The sequence below is a fragment of the Streptomyces sp. NBC_00885 genome (assembly GCF_045207475.1).
Taxonomy (GTDB): Bacteria; Actinomycetota; Actinomycetes; order Streptomycetales; family Streptomycetaceae; genus Streptomyces.
Genome location: NZ_CP108796.1, coordinates 7,562,117 through 7,578,939, shown reverse-complemented (window position 1 = coordinate 7,578,939; position 16,823 = coordinate 7,562,117). Strand labels below are relative to the sequence as shown.

Below are 16,823 nucleotides of genomic sequence, written 5' to 3'. Positions count from 1 at the left end.
GTAGAGTGACGCCGCATGGCAGCACGACCGTTGAACGAAATCGTCGAGCCGGGCTGGGCCGACGCCCTCGCGCCGGTGGCCGAACGCATCGCCGGGATGGGCGACTTCCTGCGCGCGGAGATCGCCGCGGGACGCACCTATCTGCCGGCCGGACCGAATGTGCTGCGGGCCTTCCAGCAGCCCTTCGAGGACGTGCGTGTCCTGATCGTCGGTCAGGATCCGTATCCGACACCCGGGCATGCCGTGGGGCTGAGCTTCTCGGTGGCGCCCGAGGTGCGGCCGGTGCCCGGCAGTCTGGACAACATCTTCCGGGAGATGCACGCGGACCTGGGGCACCCCCGGCCTGCCAACGGCGACCTCACGCCCTGGACCCGGCAGGGTGTGCTGCTGCTCAACAGGGCGCTCACCACCGCGCCCCGCAAGCCCGCCGCCCACCGCGGCAAGGGCTGGGAAGAGGTGACCGAGCAAGCCATCGTGGCCCTTGCCGCGCGAGGCAAGCCGCTGGTCTCCGTGCTGTGGGGGCGTGATGCCCGCAATCTGCGTCCGCTGCTCGGCGATCTCCCGGCGATCGAGTCCTCGCACCCCTCCCCCATGTCCGCCGATCGCGGCTTCTTCGGCTCCCGCCCCTTCAGCCGCGCCAATGAACTCCTCGAACGCCAGGGGGCGCAGCCGGTCGACTGGCGGCTTCCGTGACCGTTCGCCGCGGCCACTGGGTTCTCGGGGTGGACTCCGGCGGCTCCGCGCTGCGCGCGGCGCTTGCCGACGCGGCCGATCCTGAGCGTCTGGAGACCGCCGAGTCCCGCGAACCCGTGCGTACGGGCAGCGGCGGGATCGACGCACACCATCTGCTGGATCAGTTGCTGCCGATGGCGCGTGCGCTGCTGGAGCGGACCGGCGGTGGCTCCCTGTCGGCCGTCGCGATCGGCGCCGCCGGGATGGCGACGCTCGGCGGCGCCCTGCGTGCCGAACTCCCCGCCGCACTGGACCGGTCGCTGGGCGTACGGCGCCTCGCGCTCGCCGCCGACGCGGTCACCGCGTACGCGGGGGCACTCGGCCAGCGTCCGGGAGCCGTGGTCGCCGCCGGCACCGGCATGATCGCGATGGGCACGGATCTTCGGGCGTGGCACCGGGCGGACGGCTGGGGCCATCTGCTGGGCGACTGCGGGGGCGGGGCGTGGATCGGCCGGGCCGGTCTGGAGGCCGCGCTGCGCGCCCACGACGGGCGGCGTGGCGGTTCGTCCGCGCTGCTGACCAGGATGGAGTCGGTGTTCGGTCCGGCACAGGAGTTGCCGGGACTGCTGTATCCGCGCTCCGACCGGCCCGCGGTGCTCGCCTCCTTCGCGCCGGAGGTCGCCGGGTGCGCCGCGGCCGGTGACGAGGTGTCGGCGGGGATCCTCGCGGCGGCCGCCCGGCATGTCGCGGAGTCGGCCTCGGCCGTGTGCCCGCCCGTATCGGAGGATCCGGAAGGATCCCAAGTCGCCCTCACCGGCGGGTTGTTGAAGCTGGGCGAGCCGCTTCTGAAGCCGCTGAGGGCAGAACTGGCTGGTCAACTACCCCATGCGCGGCTCGTGTCCGCGGCCGGTGATCCGCTCTCGGGCGCGGTGCTCCTGGCGGCAGCGCTCGCCACCGATTCGCTGCTCCTGCCACGCCATCCGACACTGTTGCACGCACCGACAGAGCCGCACAGGTGAGGCGTACTGCATTCATCGGATAAATGCGGACAGATAACGCTTGACTGCCCCCTCCCCGAACAGAGGAGCACACAAAACCAGTAGCATGCGGCGCCATGAGCTCCCCCACTGGGCCGGCATCCGGCCTGCCTGTACGAATGCCGCGACCCCGCCAGTCAGGGCGGCACCGCCGCCCGGAACCCGTGGCGGCTCCCGAGGGTGCGCCCGCGCTGGTTCTCGCGGTGCCCGGCGCTCCCGCGCCCGCCACGCGCAGCCTGGCCGAAGAGGTCATAAGCATTGCCCGTTCCGAGCTGCCCGGCCTCGATGTCGGCATCGGCTACCTGGACGGCGACGACGCCGAGTACCCCACGCTCGAGACCGTCCTCGCGCAGAACGCCGCCCGGCGCACCGAGCGGTACGAGATCGCGAAGGCCGCGGGCCGTGAAGTGGCCGCGCCCGAAGGGCCCGCCGCCGTGGTGGTGCCGCTCCTCGCCGGTCCCGACAACGCCCTGATGCGCCGGATCCGCCAGGCCGTCATGGACAGCCGTTCCGCCGCCGAGCTGACCGATGTCCTCGGCCCGCACCCGCTGCTCGCCGAGGCCCTGCACGTCCGGCTCTCGGAGGCGGGACTGGCGCGCGCCGACCGGGCCCGGCTGTTCACCGTGGCCACCGCCGCCGACGGCATCATCCTGGCCACGGTCGGCGGCGAGGAGGCTGTCCAGGCCGCCGGGATCACCGGCATGCTGCTGGCCGCGCGCCTCGCGGTGCCGGTGATGGCGGCCGCGCTCGACCATGAGGGCGCCGTCGGCGCGATCGCCGAGCAGCTGCGGGGCTCCGGCTCGGTCCAGCTCGCGCTGGCCCCGTATCTCGTCGGACCCGAGCTGCCCGAGGGCCTGCTCGACGCCGCCGCGAAGGAGGCCGGCTGTGCCGCCGCCGAGGCGCTCGGCGCCTACCCGGCGATCGGCAAGCTGGTTCTGGCGCAGTACACGACCGCGCTGGGCATCACCCCGCCTCAGGGCTCGCCCTCGCGCTGACCGTCCGGCGGTCTGCCGCACGTACGCCGAAGGCCCGCACCACTCGAACGGTGCGGGCCCTTCGGCAGGACGCGTCCGGTGCGGGTGCCTTCACCGGCACGCCGGGTGTCTGTACCGGTCGAGCGGGTGCCTGTACCGGTCAGGCGAAGATCACGCAGGAAGCCGCAGGGGCGGCCAGGGAGCCCGCCCTGTGCGGCACGCCGGTGTCCGGGTCGATGTCGAACCAGGTGACGTCCCCGGAGCGCTCATTGGCGGCGTACAGCCTGCGTCCCGTGGGGTCGAGGGCCAGATCGCGCGGCCAGTGCCCGCCGCACGGCACGGTGGTGACCAGCTCCGCCCGCTCGCGTGTCTCGTCGAGCGTGAGGACGGCGATGCTGTCGTGGCCGCGGTTGGCGGTCCAGAGGTGGCGTCCGTCGTGCGAGACGACTACCTCGGACGGATAAACGCGCCCTGCCACGCCGGGAGGCAGCACGGACTGCTCGCCGAGTGGTTCCAGCACACCGGCATCCGCGTCCCAGCGGCAGACGGTGAGGGTCGGCTCCAGTTCGTTCAGGACATAGGCGTGGCTGCCCGCCGGGTGGAAGGCGAGATGGCGCGGCCCGGTCCCGGGACGCAGCGCGGTCTCGCCGTGGAGTATCAGCTCGCCCGCCTCCGGATCGAAAGCGAGGATCCGTACGCTGTCGGTGCCGAGGTCGACCGCGAGCACCCAGCGCCCGCTCGGGTCGGGCAACACCTGGTGGGCGTGCGGGCTGCGCTGGCGCTCCGGGTCGGGGCCCGTGCCCTCGTGCTGCAGGACGCCGGTGGCCCCGCCCGGCTCCCCGGCCGTCCCGAGCGGGAGCACGCTGACGCTGCCTGAGCTGTAGTTGGCGGTCAGCAAGTGGCCTGCGGCGAGGGCGAGATGCGTCGGCCCCTCGCCGCACACCGGGACCCTGGAGCCGACGGGCCTCGGGGAGGGCCCGTCGATGTCGAAGGCGGCGACTGCGCCCTCCTGCGTCTCGGAGACGGCGTAAAGGACCGGACCTCGGAGCCCGATCGCGAGGGCGAGATACGAGGGGTCCGCGAGGGCGTCGCTCACTCCGGTCTCCGTCAGCCCGCCGGTATCCCCGTCGACGGTGGCCGCGATTATCCCGCGGCCACCGGCCGAGGTGAACGACCCGATGAATGCCCGTCCCGCGCTTGCCTCGCCCACAGCGTGTCCCCTCTCCGCCCTCTGATCTCCTGCTGCGGGGCCGACAGTAGCAGTCGGTCTAGACCAATCCCCCTACCCGCTCCCTTCGCCGCGGGCGCGCGCCTGGGCCTCCGGGTGGTGCACATAGGCGGGACGCCACTGCGTCGGGTCGTAGGTCCGGTGGAACACGGGCGTCGCGGAGCCCGACATCGGCGGCACGATCCACGACCAGTCGGCGCCCACGCCGCGGCCGCGGCTCTGCTCGCGGTCCAGATGGGTCAGGAAGCGGCGCGATTCCGTGTGGTGGTCGGTGACGGTGACTCCCGCGCGGTCGAAGGAGTGCAGCACCGCGCGGTTCAGCTCGACCAGCGCCCGGTCCTTCCACAGGGAACGGTCGTCGGCGGTGTCGAAGCCCAGCCGTTCGGCGATACGCGGCAGTTGGTCGTAGCGGTCGGTGTCGGCGAGATTGCGCGCGCCGATCTCGGTGCCCATGTACCAGCCGTTGAAGGGAGCGGCCGGGTAGCAGATCCCGCCGATCTCCAGGCACATGTTCGCGATCGCGGGCACTGCGTGCCAGCGCAGCCCCAGGTCCGCGTACCAGCTCTCCTCCGGGTGGTGCAGTTCCACTTCGAGCACGGCGTCGCGCGGCAGCTCGAAGAAGCGCGGCTTGCCGTCGCCGTCCTCGATGACCAGGGGCAGCAGGTCGAAGGGTGTGCCGGGCCCGCCCGCCCAGCCGAGCCGGAGTGCGAAGTCGGTGAGCCCGGCATTGCGCGGATCGCCGACGGCGGGCCCCTGTGCGGGGCCGTAGCCCGCGTACCGCACCAGTTGCTCGTTCCAGATCCGCGGCCCCGGCCTGCCGGGCGCGTCCGGGGCGAAGACGGTTATCAGGGGGCGGATGCGGCCGCCGTTGGTGGCCACCCGCAGATGTTCCACGGACTCACGTGCCACGGAGTCGGCGTCGTCGATGTGCCGGCGATCGCGTATGCGCAGCGAGCGCCAGTACAGGCGGCCGATGCAGCGGTTGCTGTTGCGCCAGGCCACACGCGCGCCGTAGACGAGTTCGGCCCGGGTGTGGCGGTAGGTGCCACTCTCATCGATCTCCGCCCGTACGGCGGCGATCCGGGCTTCCGGGTCCCCTACCGCCTCCTCCCGGTGGAAGAGCCGGATGAAGTCCTCGGCCTCCTTGCGCAGTTCGGTGTCCGTGGCGGACGCGGGCGGCTCGGTGTGGCTCACCGGGCAGTGCGCCGCGGCAGATGGAGGCGGCTCCGGTCTGTCCCTGTGTCCTCCGTTACGCGCTCCGTCACGTGCTCCGTTCCGGCGCAGATATCTCAGTAGTGACTTCCGCATGGTGCGCACCTCCTGGGTCCCACAGGACGTACGTGGATGCCGCTCTGGTTACCCCCCGAACACACTGATCTACCCTGTGTGTGCCGGTGGAATGTGCCCCGCCCAAGAGCCGTATGGCGGTTCCCCAGGTCAGGCAGGCACGAGTGGGGCACGCGGAGAGGTATGCAGGGGCGCGTCGAGTTCGCCGAGCGCCTGCTCGAGTGCCTCAAGGTGCGTGAGCGCGGCCTCGGCCCCGGGGTGGTGCCGCGGCGCCGGTACGGAGTGGATGTGGACCTCGGTCTGCCGGGTGGCGGGCGGCACCAGGGCGTGCACGGCAGCTTCGACGCGGCTGCACGCGGCGGCGAGCCGTGCGTCGTGGGACGCGTCGGGGTCGGCGGCCACGGCGGTCAGGCCACGCACCTCGCGCGCACAGTCGTCGAGCAGCCGAATCACCTGGCGGGCGCGCGCCTTGCGGGCCCGCAGCGGGCTGAGCGGGTGGACGAGCGGCGCGAGGGAGAGCCGTACGCGCCCCAGCAGCAGCTCCAGTTCGGCGGCGAGCGGCGCGGGGTCGGCCTGCTCGTCCCCCGCCAGCCGTCGCGCAGCCTCGGTGGTGCAGCCGTGGACGCAACTCAGCGCCCGCCGGATCCAGGCGTTGGTCGCGGCATGCGTGGTCACGGGCAGGATCAGCGCGACACCGAGTGCCGCGCCGAGGGCGCCGACCGCCGTCTCCTGGAGGCGGAGCAGGAGCAGGCCCGGGTGCAGGACGCCGAGGAGTCCGTACAGCAGACCGGCCATGACGGTGACGAAGAACATCATCCAGCTGTACGAGGGCGCGGCCGTGTAGAAGATCCCGAAGACGCACACCGCGACCAGGGCGGCGGTGGGCGCCGGCGCGCCCGCGAGCGGGATGGCGATCAGCAGACCGGCGGCGATGCCCGTGACAGTGCCGACGACCCGGCGGAATCCCCGTACGAGGGTCTCGCCGCGCGACGCGGTGTTGACGAAGATCCACCAGGCGGTGCCGACGGCCCAGTACCAGCGGTCCGGCGAGATCAGCTGGCCGGCGGCCAGCGCGACGGCGCAGGCGAAGGTCGCCTGGAAGGCCTGGCGGGTGGTGGGGCGGGCCAGTCGGCGGCCGGGGAGCGGTGCGGGCGGGGCCGGCGGAGGCGTACGCCGCTCGATGCACCACAGCCCGAAGCGGACTGCCGACGAGGCGGTGACGGCCAGCGCGACCGCTCCGTACAACTCCGGCAGCTGGGCCGGTAGCGCGTGCAGGAACTGGGTGACGAAGAACATCATGAAGGCGAAGATCCCCAGCGCGTGTCCGCGCGGGCCCCATCGCCTGGCGTAGACACCGCAGAAGACCACCGCGAGCCAGGCGGCGGCGCGCAGCAGCGGCTGATCGTGCAGGGTCGTCGCGAGCGCGAGCACGGGGAAACCGGCGGCGGGCAGCAGGGCGGTGGTGACCGCCTGGCCGCGCACGCCGGTGTCGGCGACGGTGAACAGCGCGAGCATCGCCGCCAGACCACCGGTGATGGAGGCGACAAGGGAGAGACCGGCGAGCTCGGCGGCGGCGACCGCGAGTGCCACGCCGAGTACGGCGCGTGTCGAGACGCGCAGCCGTACGCGCCCCGGATCGGGGGCGACGAACATCCTCTTCACACCGGTCAGGCTCTTCACCGCGGCCGTCCCGCCCCCTTGCTGTTCGACGTGCTGTGCGGACCGACACGTTCCGCGGACATGGCAAAGGCGCCGCGGGTCCGGTCCGGCTCCGTCGCCGTTCCGGCGCTGCACGGCGCCGTCTCTCCCCAGAGGAAAGCATCACGGAGGACACCGGCTCAACTCGATGGCCAGGGGGTGGGCCATTGGTACAGTTCCAGTCGGCAAATCCGTACCAGACGGAGACCAACGGACCATGGCGGTGGACACAGAAACATGACGGTGGACGCTCTCGACACCCGGATCCTGCGGCTGCTGATGGAGCAGCCGCGCACCAGCGTGCGGGAGTACGCCCGGATTCTGGGCATCGCTCGCGGCACCGTCCAGGCCCGGATCGACCGGATGGAGCGGGAGGGCGTGATCACCGGCACCGGCCCGTACCTCTCCCCCGCCGCGCTCGGGCACCCGGTGCTCGCCTTCGTCCATATCGAGGTCACCCAAGGGCATCTGGACGACGTCGGCGACGCGCTCGCCGCCGTACCCGAGATCATCGAGGCTTTCTCGATCACCGGCGGCGGGGATCTGCTCACCAGGGTCGCCGCGCGGGACAACGGTCATCTCGAAGACGTCATCCAGCGGCTCATCCAGCTGCCTGGCGTGGTACGCACGCGCACCGAGATGGCGCTGCGCGAGCGGGTGCCGCAGCGGCTGCTGCCGCTGGTCGAGTCGGTGGGCCGGGCGGCCGGCGCAGCACGGTGAGCCACGCCTTGGCATCCTGGAGCGCATGGGCATCGTGCGCGCCGCTTCGGTCATCTTCGATCTCGACGGAACACTGGTGGACAGCGAGCCGAACTACTACGAGGCGGGGCGCCGACTCCTGGCCCAGTACGGCGTGAGGGACTTCAGCTGGGAGCACCACACGCGGTTCATCGGCATCGGGACGCGGGAGACCCTGGAGATCCTGCGCGGGGAGTACGGGATCGAGGCTCCGGTCGACGAGCTGCTCGCCGGGAAGAACCGGAACTATCTGGAGCTGGCCCGGGCCTCGACGGAGGTGTTCCCCGAGATGCGGAAGTTCGTGGAGCTGCTGCACGCGGAGGAAGTGCCGATGGCGGTGGCCTCGGGCTCCTCACGCGCTGCCATCGAGGCGGTCCTGGCGGGCACCGGTCTTGACGCGCTCATCACCACGGCCGTCTCCGCCGAGGAGGTCGCGCGGGGCAAGCCGGAGCCCGACGTGTTCGTGGAGGCCGCGCGCCGCCTGGGTGCCCCTCCCGCCGAGTGCGTAGTCCTGGAGGACGCGGCTCCGGGCGCGGCGGCCGCGCATGCGGCGGGCATGCGCTGCATCGCCGTGCCCTACGTCCCCGAGACGGCCGGCGACCCGGCCTTCGGGGCGGCGGGGCTGCTTTTCGCCGGCGGGCAGGGCGAGTTCACGGCGCGGGCGGCGTACGACTGGCTGCGGTCGGCGCAGGCCTGACGCCGCGCGGAGTCAGCCCACCCAGCCGCCGGTGAGGCCCTGCACGGCCGAGCCGTCCAGGTCGGCGAGCTTCGTGCCGGTGAAGGCGCGAGCCCAGTCGGACGTCTGGACACGGAACGCGGGCCGGTCCGCCTCGAGCGTCTCCATGACGTTGTCCGCGACCTCGGCCGGGGTCTGCGCGCCGCTGAGGAACTGCGAGACGGTGCGGTCCACGTAAGCCCGCAGCGCGTCGGTGTACGGACCCGCGGCGGCGACGGCGGCCTCCGGGTCGACACCGAGGTTGTTGACGAACTCGGTGGCCACGGCTCCCGGCTCGACGACGGAGACGCTCACGCCCAGCTTGGCCGCCACCGGCGCGAGGCTCTCCATGTAGCCCTCGACGGCGAACTTCGCAGCGCAGTAAGCCTCGTTGAACGGCTGCCCGATGACCCCGCCCACACTAGTGACGGTGATCAGCCGGCCGCCGGACGCGCGAAGGTGGGGCAGGGCGGCCTTGGAGACGTGAAGCACTCCGAAGAAGTTGACCTCCATGACTCGGCGCACGTCGGCCACGGTCTCGTTCTCGAGCGTGCCGAGGTGTCCGGCGCCCGCGTTGTTGATCACGGCGTCGAGGCGGCCGTGGTCGGCGATCACGCTGTCGATCGCGGCGGCGACCGAAGCCTCGTCGGTGACGTCCAGCTGCCGGATGTCGAGCTCGACCCCCGCGTCCGCGGCCGCCTTGCGCAGCGCGTCGGCGCGGCTCGTGTCGCGCAGGGTCGCCACGGTCCGCCAGCCGGCCTTCGCCGTGGCGACGGCGGTGGCCAGGCCGATGCCGGAGGAGGTGCCGGTGATCAGAACAACCTTGGAAGACATGGTGCGCCCTTTCTTCGGTAGCGCCGAAATTTTCAGTGCGTGTACACACACTATAATCATTCCGTGTGTGCACACGCAATAGGTAGGATCCGACTCATGGCACAAAGGAAGCTCACCCAGACGGAGATGCCGGTCGCCGACCACGCCTTCTATGGCCTCGTCTGGGCCGGAACCGTCCTCACCGAACGTGTGGACCGCGCCCTGACCAAGGCCCACGATCTGCCCGTCTCCTGGTTCGAGGTCATGCTCTGGCTCGCCTCCAGCCCGGATCCGGTTCCGGCCTCCGTGCTGGGCAACAGCACCATGCTCAGCCGCAGCCAGGTCTCCCGCGTGGTCGACGCCCTGCAGAGCCGCGGTCTGGTCACCCGCACCCCGTCCCCGCGGGATGCGCGCTCCGTCGAGGTGGCGCTCACGCCGGAGGGCAGGCGGCTCTTCGAGGAGGCCGACGCGACGCGACGCGCCTGCCTTGCCCCGGTCTTCACCGACCTTCTCGACGCGGAGGATCTCGAAGCGCTCAGCACGGTGTGGCAGAAGCTCAAGGCCAGCAAGGACGCCTGAGCAAGTCGGCCGGACCGGCTCGGCCGATCAGCCGACACCGCGCGCCTGACGCCTGGTCAGGGCTTCCGTCGAAGCCGTGCGGACAGGTGGTGCTGCAGGGGCTGACCCACCGCCGCGAGGTCGTGGACGAAGTCGAGCGTGTCCTCTTCAATCACGGTGTACCGGCGGCGGGTCGCGTTCACCTCCTTGGCCGTGGGCGTGAGAGCCACCTCGTGGGTGCTGAGGTCGACCGTGTCGGCGACGGCACTGCCGACCAGGATCTCCGCGATGCCGGTGGGCTGGGTGATCAACGCCTCGACCCGTCCGTCGGGTTGGAGCCGCCACCAGCCGGCCTCCCGTGCCGACGGCCGCAGCGGGGTACCGTCCGCGTCGAGCAGCCAGGCGCGCGCCTCGTAGTGGAGGAACGGCCGCCCGTCGTGGCTGAAGGTGACCTCCTGCGCGTAAGTGAACTCCTCGTCGAGCGTCGGATATCCGCCCCGGCCCCGGCCGGCCCAGGTACCCAGCAGCCCGATCACCGGCGCGAGCAGTGCGTGCGGTGCGGGCGCGTCATCCAGGCGCAGGGCGTCGGGATACGGGGGCTTCTGGGCGGGGTCGGACATGATGTGCGCTCCTGGGTCGCGGCCGGTGCCGGATGGCAGCTTAGGCGGACGCGCCAACCGGCCGAGCGTAGGCTTCGCTCAGCATGAACGCGGCGCGGGGGGCGGAGTACATGACGGCTGAGCCGGCACACAGGTGGGGGTCGACCCTCGATTCGGTCGTGGTGTACGCGCAGGGTGCCGTCTGTCGCCGTCTGGCCCGGGGCAGCGTGCCGCCCGACGGCCGGGTGCGGGTGACGGGACTGCCCCGCTCGCTGGACCCGGGTTCGCTGCGGGCCCGTGCCGTGGGCGCCCCCGGGGTGCGCGTCACCGAGGCTCGGGTGGAAGTCGAGGCCGAGCCGCTCGCAGCGGGGACGCCCGACGCTTTGCGACGCGAGGTCGAGCGGCTGCGTGACGAGTACGCGGCGGCCGAGGGACGCCGGGATCGGCAGCTGAGTCTGATCGAGGAGGTCAGGGCTCTCCACCCGGTTCCGCCTGCCCGCAAGCGTGAGGACCCGCACCGCCGCACCCCGGTCGACGCGTGGCTGGGGCTCGCCGACTTCGTCGACGAACGGCTGACGGGGCTGCACACCCGCCTCGTCGAGCTGGAGGAGGCGCTGCGCGAGGTCGAGCACGAGCTCGACCTCGCCGCCGACAGGCTTGACCGCGCCTCCACCGACGCACCGCCGGCGCACGTGGAGACCGCTGTCTGCGCGGTCCTGACCCTCGACGGCACCGCTGACGCGGAGGTAGAACTGGAGCTGGAGTACGGGGTTCCCGGCGCCGTCTGGGTGCCGACATACCGTCTCGCTCACCGTCAGGGCGACGGCAGCGGCCGTCTGGTGCTGCGCGCCTCGGTCGCCCAGCGGACCGGCGAGGACTGGGCCGGCGTACGCATCGCCCTGGCCACCGCCGATCTTCGGCGCCGCACCGACCTGCCCAGGCTCCGCTCGGTCCGCATCGGACGCCGTCAGCCCGCCCCCGCGTCGTCCGGCTGGCGCGAGCCCCCGGCGGGTCTGGCCGACCTGTTCGCCGGCTACGACGCGGCAGGCCCTCGCCCCGCCCCGATCGCCGGGTCCGGACCCGTGGCCGTCGGGGCCGGCTCCGCGCCCGGTCCCGTACCGCCACCGCCCCCTCCCCCGCCGGCACCGCAAAGTTACGGCGGGCCGCCCTCGGCGCTCCCGGTGCCCGGCGGCGCGTACGGCGCTCCCCCGGAGGCCTTCGGCGGCGGCATGCCCGACCTTGCGCAGCCGGCCCGGTCGCGAGGGGCCGGCAGGCAGAGTGCCGGCGGCGGAACCTTCGCCGGAGCCCCCGCTCCCACGGCACCCGTGGCTCCCGGCGCGGCCGCGCCGCCGCCACCCCCTCCGGCACCGGTAGCCGCTCCGCCGCAGCCGAGCGGCGCCGAGCTCGACTATGCCGCCCTTGTCCTGTGCGGGCCCGACGAGCAGGGGGGTCGCAGAGGCCGGCTGTTCCCCGACTCTCCCTTCGACCCGGTGGCGGCCGAGTACCGCCGCCGCGCCGAAGCGGTAGCCGCGCTGCCGCTGCCCGGACAGGCCGTGCGGCCCCGCGAGTCGGCGGGTTCCTTCGACCACCGCTTCGACGCCACCGCACGCGCCGACATTCCGTCGGACGGCACCTGGCACACCGTCACCGTCGGCGAGATCCCGGTCGGCCTGCGTACCGAGTACCTCTGCGTGCCGTCCGTCGAGCAGACCGTGTACGCGACGTTGGTGCTCTCCAACGCCACCGACCAGGCACTGCTGGCCGGCCCGGTGGAGGTCACCGTCGACGACGACTTCCTGCTGACCGCCGCACTGCCCACGCTCGCCCCCGGCGGTGTCCGCCGGGTGGGGCTCGGGCCGGCCGAGGGCATCCGCGTCACCCGCCGTACGAACCTGCACGAGTCGACCTCGGGCCTGCGCAACAACACCACCGTGCTCGACCACCGTGTCCACGTGGAGCTGGCCAACCGGCTCGCGAGACCCGTCACCGTCGAAGTCCGCGAGCGGGTGCCGGTCACCTCCGAACCGGAGGTCCGGATCGAGGAACGGGCCGACTGGACGGCACCCGACGAAGGCACGGGGCCCGATCGCCATGCGCCGGGCACCCGCGTCTGGCGGCTGGACCTGCACGCAGGCGCCACTGCCGCTCTCGACGGCGGCTACGAGATCCGCATCCCGACCGGCAAGGCCCTGGTCGGCGGCAACCGCAGGAGCTGACACACGCCATGCCCACGGCCCCGAAGCCGATCGCCCTCCCCGTCACCGCCGTCACCTGCCTCGAGGATCGCGCCCACATCGAGCGCGCCGTCGTGCTCGACCTGGAGGCCGGGGTCCAGCGGCTGCGTCTCGGGCCGGTCAGTGCACTGGCCGTCGACCGGACCCTCCATGCCGAGCTGACCGCCGATCACCCCGCGACCGTGCTTGACGTGCGGATCGTCCGCAGCTGGACGCCGCGCGGGCCGCTGCCGTCCACCGACGACGACTCCGCCCTGCGCCACCGCGTACACGCCCTCGAAGAGGAGCGGCTGGCCCTGGGGCAGCGACGCGACCGGCTGCATTCCCGCATTGACCTGCTCGGCCGCCTCGCCGCCGATCTGCTGCGGGAGATCGGCGAAGGCGCCGGCTCCGGGAAGACCGAACGGCCCCGCTGGGCCCTCGAACTGGACCGCGTGGACGCCGAGCGCGACGCGTACGGCGAGCAACTGCGCACCGTGGAGGCCCGGCTGGCCGCCGGCACTGCCGAACTCGGGGAGGCCCAACGAGCCATGCATCTCTCCGAGGAGGAGCCCGCCGAGCTGGTCGGCCATATCGAGTTGAGCGTGGAATCCGCGGTCGCCGGGCCGGTCGGGCTGCGCCTGAGCCACCTCACCCCGTGTGCACTGTGGCGGCCCGCCTACCGGGCCGTGCTCGACGGGGACTCCCTCACGCTGGAGACCGACGCGATGGTCTGGCAGCGCACGGGTGAGGACTGGTCGGACGTACGGCTGACATTGTCGACGGCCCGCTCGGCACTGGCCACCGATCCGCCACGGCTGGGCGAGGACCGGCTGACGCTCAAGGACCGCTCCGCAGCGGAGCGCCGCGTGGTCGATGTCGAACTGCGCGAGGAGGAGATCGGGACCCTCGGCCCGGCCCCGGTGCTCGGCCTGCCGGGGGTGGACGACGGCGGCGAAGCGCGGGTGTGGAGATCCCCCGCTCCGGTCTCGGTGCCCGGTGACGGCCGCGCCCACCGAGTGCCGCTCTCAGCATTCACCACGGCCGCGCGCAGTGAGTACGCCTGCTCAGCGGAGTTGTCTCCCCTGGTCACCCGGGTGGTGCGGTTCGACAACCTGTCCGGCCACGCGCTGCTCGCCGGGCCCGTGGACCTGGTTCGCGGCAGCGGATTCAGCGGCCGCGGCACGCTGGACTTCACCGCCCTCGGCGCCCCCGTTGAGCTGGCCTTCGGCAGCTGCGACGACTACAGGGTGGTCCGGGATGCCGAGGAGTCCCGCGACTCCGCCGGTATCACCCAGCGGACCGTGGTCACCCGCACGGTCCGGCTGCACCTGTCCCGGTTCTCCGCCCCCGGGGAACACGGCGAGCGGGTGGTCGTCCTTCGGGAGCGGATCCCGGTCTCCGAGGTTTCGGCGGTGGAGATACGCCTGCACAAGGATTCATGCTCCCCTGCGCCCGACGTGGTCGACGCCGAGGGCATCGCCCGCTGGGACGTCACCCTCCCACCCGGCGGCCGCCGCACGGTCACCCTGGTCTACGAGCTGTCGGCGAGCGCCAAAGTCACCGGGCTCTGAGCTCGGCGGGCCGCTGAACGCCTCCTGGTGCAGGCCTGATCCGGGCTCACGCCCCCAGCCGGGGGCCGGGTGGGGTCGCGCTCGCGACCGCTACCCGAGGAAGCTCAACCGAACCTGACGGTTGGCATTGTCTTTGTTGGTGTCGACCAGGCACACGGACTGCCACGTGCCGAGCTCCAGACGGCCGCCGATGACGGGCAGGGTGGCGTGCGGCGGGACGAAGGCGGGCACGACGTGGTCCCTGCCGTGGCCCGGGCTGCCGTGGCGGTGCTGCCAGCGGTCGTCGGCGGGCAGCATGGTGTGCAGCGCGGCGAGCAGATCGGCGTCGCTGCCCGCGCCCGTCTCGATGAGGGCGATACCGGCCGTCGCATGCGGAACGAAGACATTGAGCAGGCCGTCCCTGCCGCCCGCCACCTCCGTGAGGAACTCCTTGCAGGCGCGGGTCAGGTCGGTCACCGTCTCGGTCGAGCCGCTGGAGATGGTCAGGGTCCTGGTGGTGAAGGGTCCGGGCATGAGTCCATCTTCCCGTTCGCACCGCACGATCGCGCGCGCACGCCGCGCCGCACCGAGTCTCTCAGGCGCCGGCCGTCGCCCCCTGCCGCAGCGCCTCGATGAGCATCTCCACCGACGGCCGCCCCCGCGCGGCAGCCCGCACCGCCACCACGACATGGCGTTCCACCGGATCGTCCAGCGGCACCGGCACGATCCCCTCGGAGCGCAGCCGCAGCATCAGGCCGGTCAGCGGCGCCACGCCCAGCCCCGCCCCGACCATGGCCAGCGAGGTGGCGGTGTCGGTGACCTCGTGGACGACGCGCGGTTCGAATCCCGCCCGGCGGCAGGCCGTACGGATGGCCCTGCCGTAGTGCGTACGGGCCGCGGGCAGAATCCAGTCCCGGTCGGCCAGCTCGGTCAGCCGCCACGACGTCCCCACGGGCGGCGCCCCGGCTGCCGGCAGCGCCAGCGAGAAGCGTTCGGAGTGGAGCCGTACCAGCTCGGAGCCCTCGTCCCGGGCCAGCGGGGCATCCGGATAGTCCAGGCCGAGCGCCAGGTCGACCCGGCCCGCGGAGACCTCCGCGTGGGCCTGGTCGACATCCACCTCCTGGCTGACCACCCGCACGCCGGGGTGGTGCTCGGCCAGCCAGCGCAGCGCGGGCGGCAGAAACGCCGCGGCGGCCGTACCGAACACCCCGAGCCGAAGCCTCGCCCCGATCTCCGTACGGGTGCGCTCGATGGCGGCCGCCGCCTCGGCCTGCGCCCGCAGGATGTGCCCGGCGTGGACGACCAGCGTGTGCCCGGCGTCGGTGAGTTCGACCCGTCGTCCCGCCCGCCTGATCAGCTGCGCGCCCGCGGTCCGCTCCAGCCGGGCGATCTGCTGGGAGATCGCGCCGGGGGTGTAGCCGAGGGCTGCGGCGGCCGCCGTCATGGTGCCGCACCGCTCGAGTTCGACCAGCGCGCGCAAATGTGCTCCACCCAGTTCCATACAGGGGATCTAAAAGATCGACTGCTGGAACTGTCAATGGACGCGAAGAGTCGGCCGCTCCACCATGGCTTTCATGGGTCACAGCGCTCAGGTCGTCATCGTCGGCGGTGGTGTCGTCGGGGCGAGCATCGCCTTCCATCTGGCCGAGGCCGGGGTCCGGGACGTCCTGGTCCTGGAGCGGGACGAACCGGCGTCGGGCTCGTCGGGCAAGCCGATCGGCGGGATTCGCGCCCAGTTCTCCGATCCGCTCAACATCAGGCTGGGGCAGCGCAGCCTGGAGGCGTGGCGGGCGTTCACCTCCCGCCCGGGGGCGGATGTCGGGGTCGAGAGCGTCGGCTATCTCTTCCTGCTCGGCGACGAGGCCGAGGTGACGGCCTTCCAGCAGGCCGTGGACGTACAGAACGAGCTCGGGGTTCGCAGCCGGATCATCACGCCGCGGGAGGCGCACGAACTGTGCCCCTATGTGGATCCGGGCTCCTTCCTCGCCGCCGCGTACTCCCCCGACGACGGCTTCGCGCTTCCGAGAGCGGCGGTCGACGGGTATCTGCGGGCGGCCCAGCGCCTCGGCGCGAGACTCCGTACGCACTGCGCCGTCACCGGCATCGACACCGAAGGCGGCCGGGTGCGGGCAGTACGCACGACGGCGGGCACGATCCTTACGTCGGCCGTGGTCTGCGCTGCGGGCCCCTGGTCCGCCGCCGTCGGCGCGATGGCCGGGGTGAAGCTGCCCGTCACCCCGCTGCGCCGGCAGATCGCGCTGACTGGGCGGCTGTCCCCCGCGCCCCCGCGGATCCCCTTCACCCTCGACTTCGCTTCGACGCTCTACTTCCACAACGACCGCGCGGACGGGCTGGTCCTCGGCCTGTCCGACCAGCGCCAGAAGCCGGGATTCGGACGGGAGTTCAGCCAGGAGTGGCTGGATCCGTTCCGTGAGGCGGCCGGGCGGCGGGCTCCGGCGCTCGCCGGTGTTACGGCCCTTGGCGGCTGGGCGGGCCTTTACGAGATGACGCCCGACCGCAATGCCCTGATCGGCCGGTCGGGCGACGTGGACGGCTTCCTCTACGCCACCGGTTTCTCCGGGCACGGGTTTCTGCAGGCGCCCGCGGTCGGCGAGATCGTCCGTGATCTGTATCTGGAACGGACCCCGTTCATCGATGTGGGCCCGCTGTCCGCGGCCCGCTTCGAGGGGCGGGCCGCCGCCGTCCGCCCCGAGGCCCACATCATCTGACTCCGGCAC

The 16,823-nt window shown here is 72.6% G+C and carries 16 protein-coding genes; 9 read left to right on the top strand and 7 right to left on the bottom strand.

Annotation, left to right across the window (positions count from 1 at the left end):
- The first annotated feature begins 15 nt into the window (after window positions 1–15).
- From OHA61_RS34595 to OHA61_RS34585, 3 genes are all read left to right on the top strand, one after another.
- On the top strand, window positions 16–693 hold the full coding sequence (locus OHA61_RS34595; protein ID WP_406306331.1) for a uracil-DNA glycosylase: 678 nt from the start codon (window positions 16–18) through the stop codon (window positions 691–693).
- Complete coding sequence (locus OHA61_RS34590) at window positions 690–1,691, top strand: N-acetylglucosamine kinase (RefSeq protein WP_406306330.1); 1,002 nt, start codon at window positions 690–692, stop codon at window positions 1,689–1,691. The genes OHA61_RS34595 and OHA61_RS34590 overlap by 4 nt, the downstream gene beginning before the upstream one ends.
- 95 nt (window positions 1,692–1,786) lie before the next feature.
- A complete protein-coding gene (locus OHA61_RS34585) occupies window positions 1,787–2,704 on the top strand; it encodes a hypothetical protein (RefSeq protein ID WP_361906374.1) in 918 nt (305 codons plus the stop codon).
- Window positions 2,705–2,843: 139 nt separating this feature from the next.
- Here OHA61_RS34585 and OHA61_RS34580 read toward each other — a convergent pair whose 3' ends face one another.
- The 3 genes from OHA61_RS34580 to OHA61_RS34570 form a co-directional block, all read right to left on the bottom strand.
- The gene (locus OHA61_RS34580) at window positions 2,844–3,893 is read right to left on the bottom strand and encodes a lactonase family protein (RefSeq protein WP_406306329.1); all 1,050 of its coding nucleotides are present in this window, start codon (window positions 3,891–3,893) and stop codon (window positions 2,844–2,846) included.
- Window positions 3,894–3,965: 72 nt separating this feature from the next.
- Entirely contained in the window at window positions 3,966–5,105 is a 1,140-nt protein-coding gene (locus OHA61_RS34575) for a nitric oxide synthase oxygenase (protein ID WP_406306328.1), read from the bottom strand.
- Between the two features lie 243 nt (window positions 5,106–5,348).
- Window positions 5,349–6,851, bottom strand: a complete 1,503-nt coding sequence (locus tag OHA61_RS34570) for an FUSC family protein (protein ID WP_406307579.1) — start codon at window positions 6,849–6,851, stop codon at window positions 5,349–5,351.
- Between the two features lie 282 nt (window positions 6,852–7,133).
- Here OHA61_RS34570 and OHA61_RS34565 point away from each other — a divergent pair, with 282 nt between their 5' ends.
- Both OHA61_RS34565 and OHA61_RS34560 read left to right on the top strand, forming a co-directional pair.
- Window positions 7,134–7,616, top strand: a complete 483-nt coding sequence (locus OHA61_RS34565) for an Lrp/AsnC family transcriptional regulator (RefSeq protein WP_406306327.1) — start codon at window positions 7,134–7,136, stop codon at window positions 7,614–7,616.
- 25 nt (window positions 7,617–7,641) lie between these two features.
- On the top strand, window positions 7,642–8,331 hold the full coding sequence (locus tag OHA61_RS34560) for an HAD family hydrolase (RefSeq protein WP_406306326.1): 690 nt from the start codon (window positions 7,642–7,644) through the stop codon (window positions 8,329–8,331).
- Window positions 8,332–8,343: 12 nt separating this feature from the next.
- Here the strand turns inward: OHA61_RS34560 and OHA61_RS34555 are convergent, their stop codons facing one another.
- Window positions 8,344–9,183 carry an SDR family oxidoreductase gene (locus OHA61_RS34555; RefSeq protein WP_406306325.1) on the bottom strand — a complete coding sequence of 280 codons (840 nt, stop codon included), beginning with the start codon at window positions 9,181–9,183 and terminating at the stop codon, window positions 8,344–8,346.
- Window positions 9,184–9,279: 96 nt separating this feature from the next.
- Between OHA61_RS34555 and OHA61_RS34550 the strand changes: the two genes are divergently transcribed.
- The gene (locus tag OHA61_RS34550; protein ID WP_406306324.1) at window positions 9,280–9,741 is read left to right on the top strand and encodes a MarR family winged helix-turn-helix transcriptional regulator; all 462 of its coding nucleotides are present in this window, start codon (window positions 9,280–9,282) and stop codon (window positions 9,739–9,741) included.
- A gap of 56 nt (window positions 9,742–9,797) precedes the next feature.
- On the opposite strand, the gene OHA61_RS34545 is transcribed toward OHA61_RS34550, so the two are convergent.
- Window positions 9,798–10,340, bottom strand: coding sequence for an FABP family protein (locus OHA61_RS34545; RefSeq protein WP_406306323.1), 543 nt, complete (start codon window positions 10,338–10,340; stop codon window positions 9,798–9,800).
- Between the two features lie 110 nt (window positions 10,341–10,450).
- Here OHA61_RS34545 and OHA61_RS34540 point away from each other — a divergent pair, with 110 nt between their 5' ends.
- Complete coding sequence (locus OHA61_RS34540; RefSeq protein ID WP_406306322.1) at window positions 10,451–12,535, top strand: DUF4139 domain-containing protein; 2,085 nt, start codon at window positions 10,451–10,453, stop codon at window positions 12,533–12,535.
- Between the two features lie 8 nt (window positions 12,536–12,543).
- Window positions 12,544–14,106, top strand: a complete 1,563-nt coding sequence (locus OHA61_RS34535) for a DUF4139 domain-containing protein (protein WP_406306321.1) — start codon at window positions 12,544–12,546, stop codon at window positions 14,104–14,106.
- Between the two features lie 90 nt (window positions 14,107–14,196).
- Here the strand turns inward: OHA61_RS34535 and OHA61_RS34530 are convergent, their stop codons facing one another.
- Entirely contained in the window at window positions 14,197–14,619 is a 423-nt protein-coding gene (locus OHA61_RS34530) for a YjbQ family protein (protein WP_406306320.1), read from the bottom strand.
- Between the two features lie 61 nt (window positions 14,620–14,680).
- On the bottom strand, window positions 14,681–15,586 hold the full coding sequence (locus OHA61_RS34525) for a LysR family transcriptional regulator (RefSeq protein WP_406306319.1): 906 nt from the start codon (window positions 15,584–15,586) through the stop codon (window positions 14,681–14,683).
- Between the two features lie 73 nt (window positions 15,587–15,659).
- Between OHA61_RS34525 and OHA61_RS34520 the strand changes: the two genes are divergently transcribed.
- Window positions 15,660–16,814 carry an NAD(P)/FAD-dependent oxidoreductase gene (locus OHA61_RS34520; protein WP_406306318.1) on the top strand — a complete coding sequence of 385 codons (1,155 nt, stop codon included), beginning with the start codon at window positions 15,660–15,662 and terminating at the stop codon, window positions 16,812–16,814.
- The last annotated feature ends 9 nt before the right edge of the window (window positions 16,815–16,823 follow it).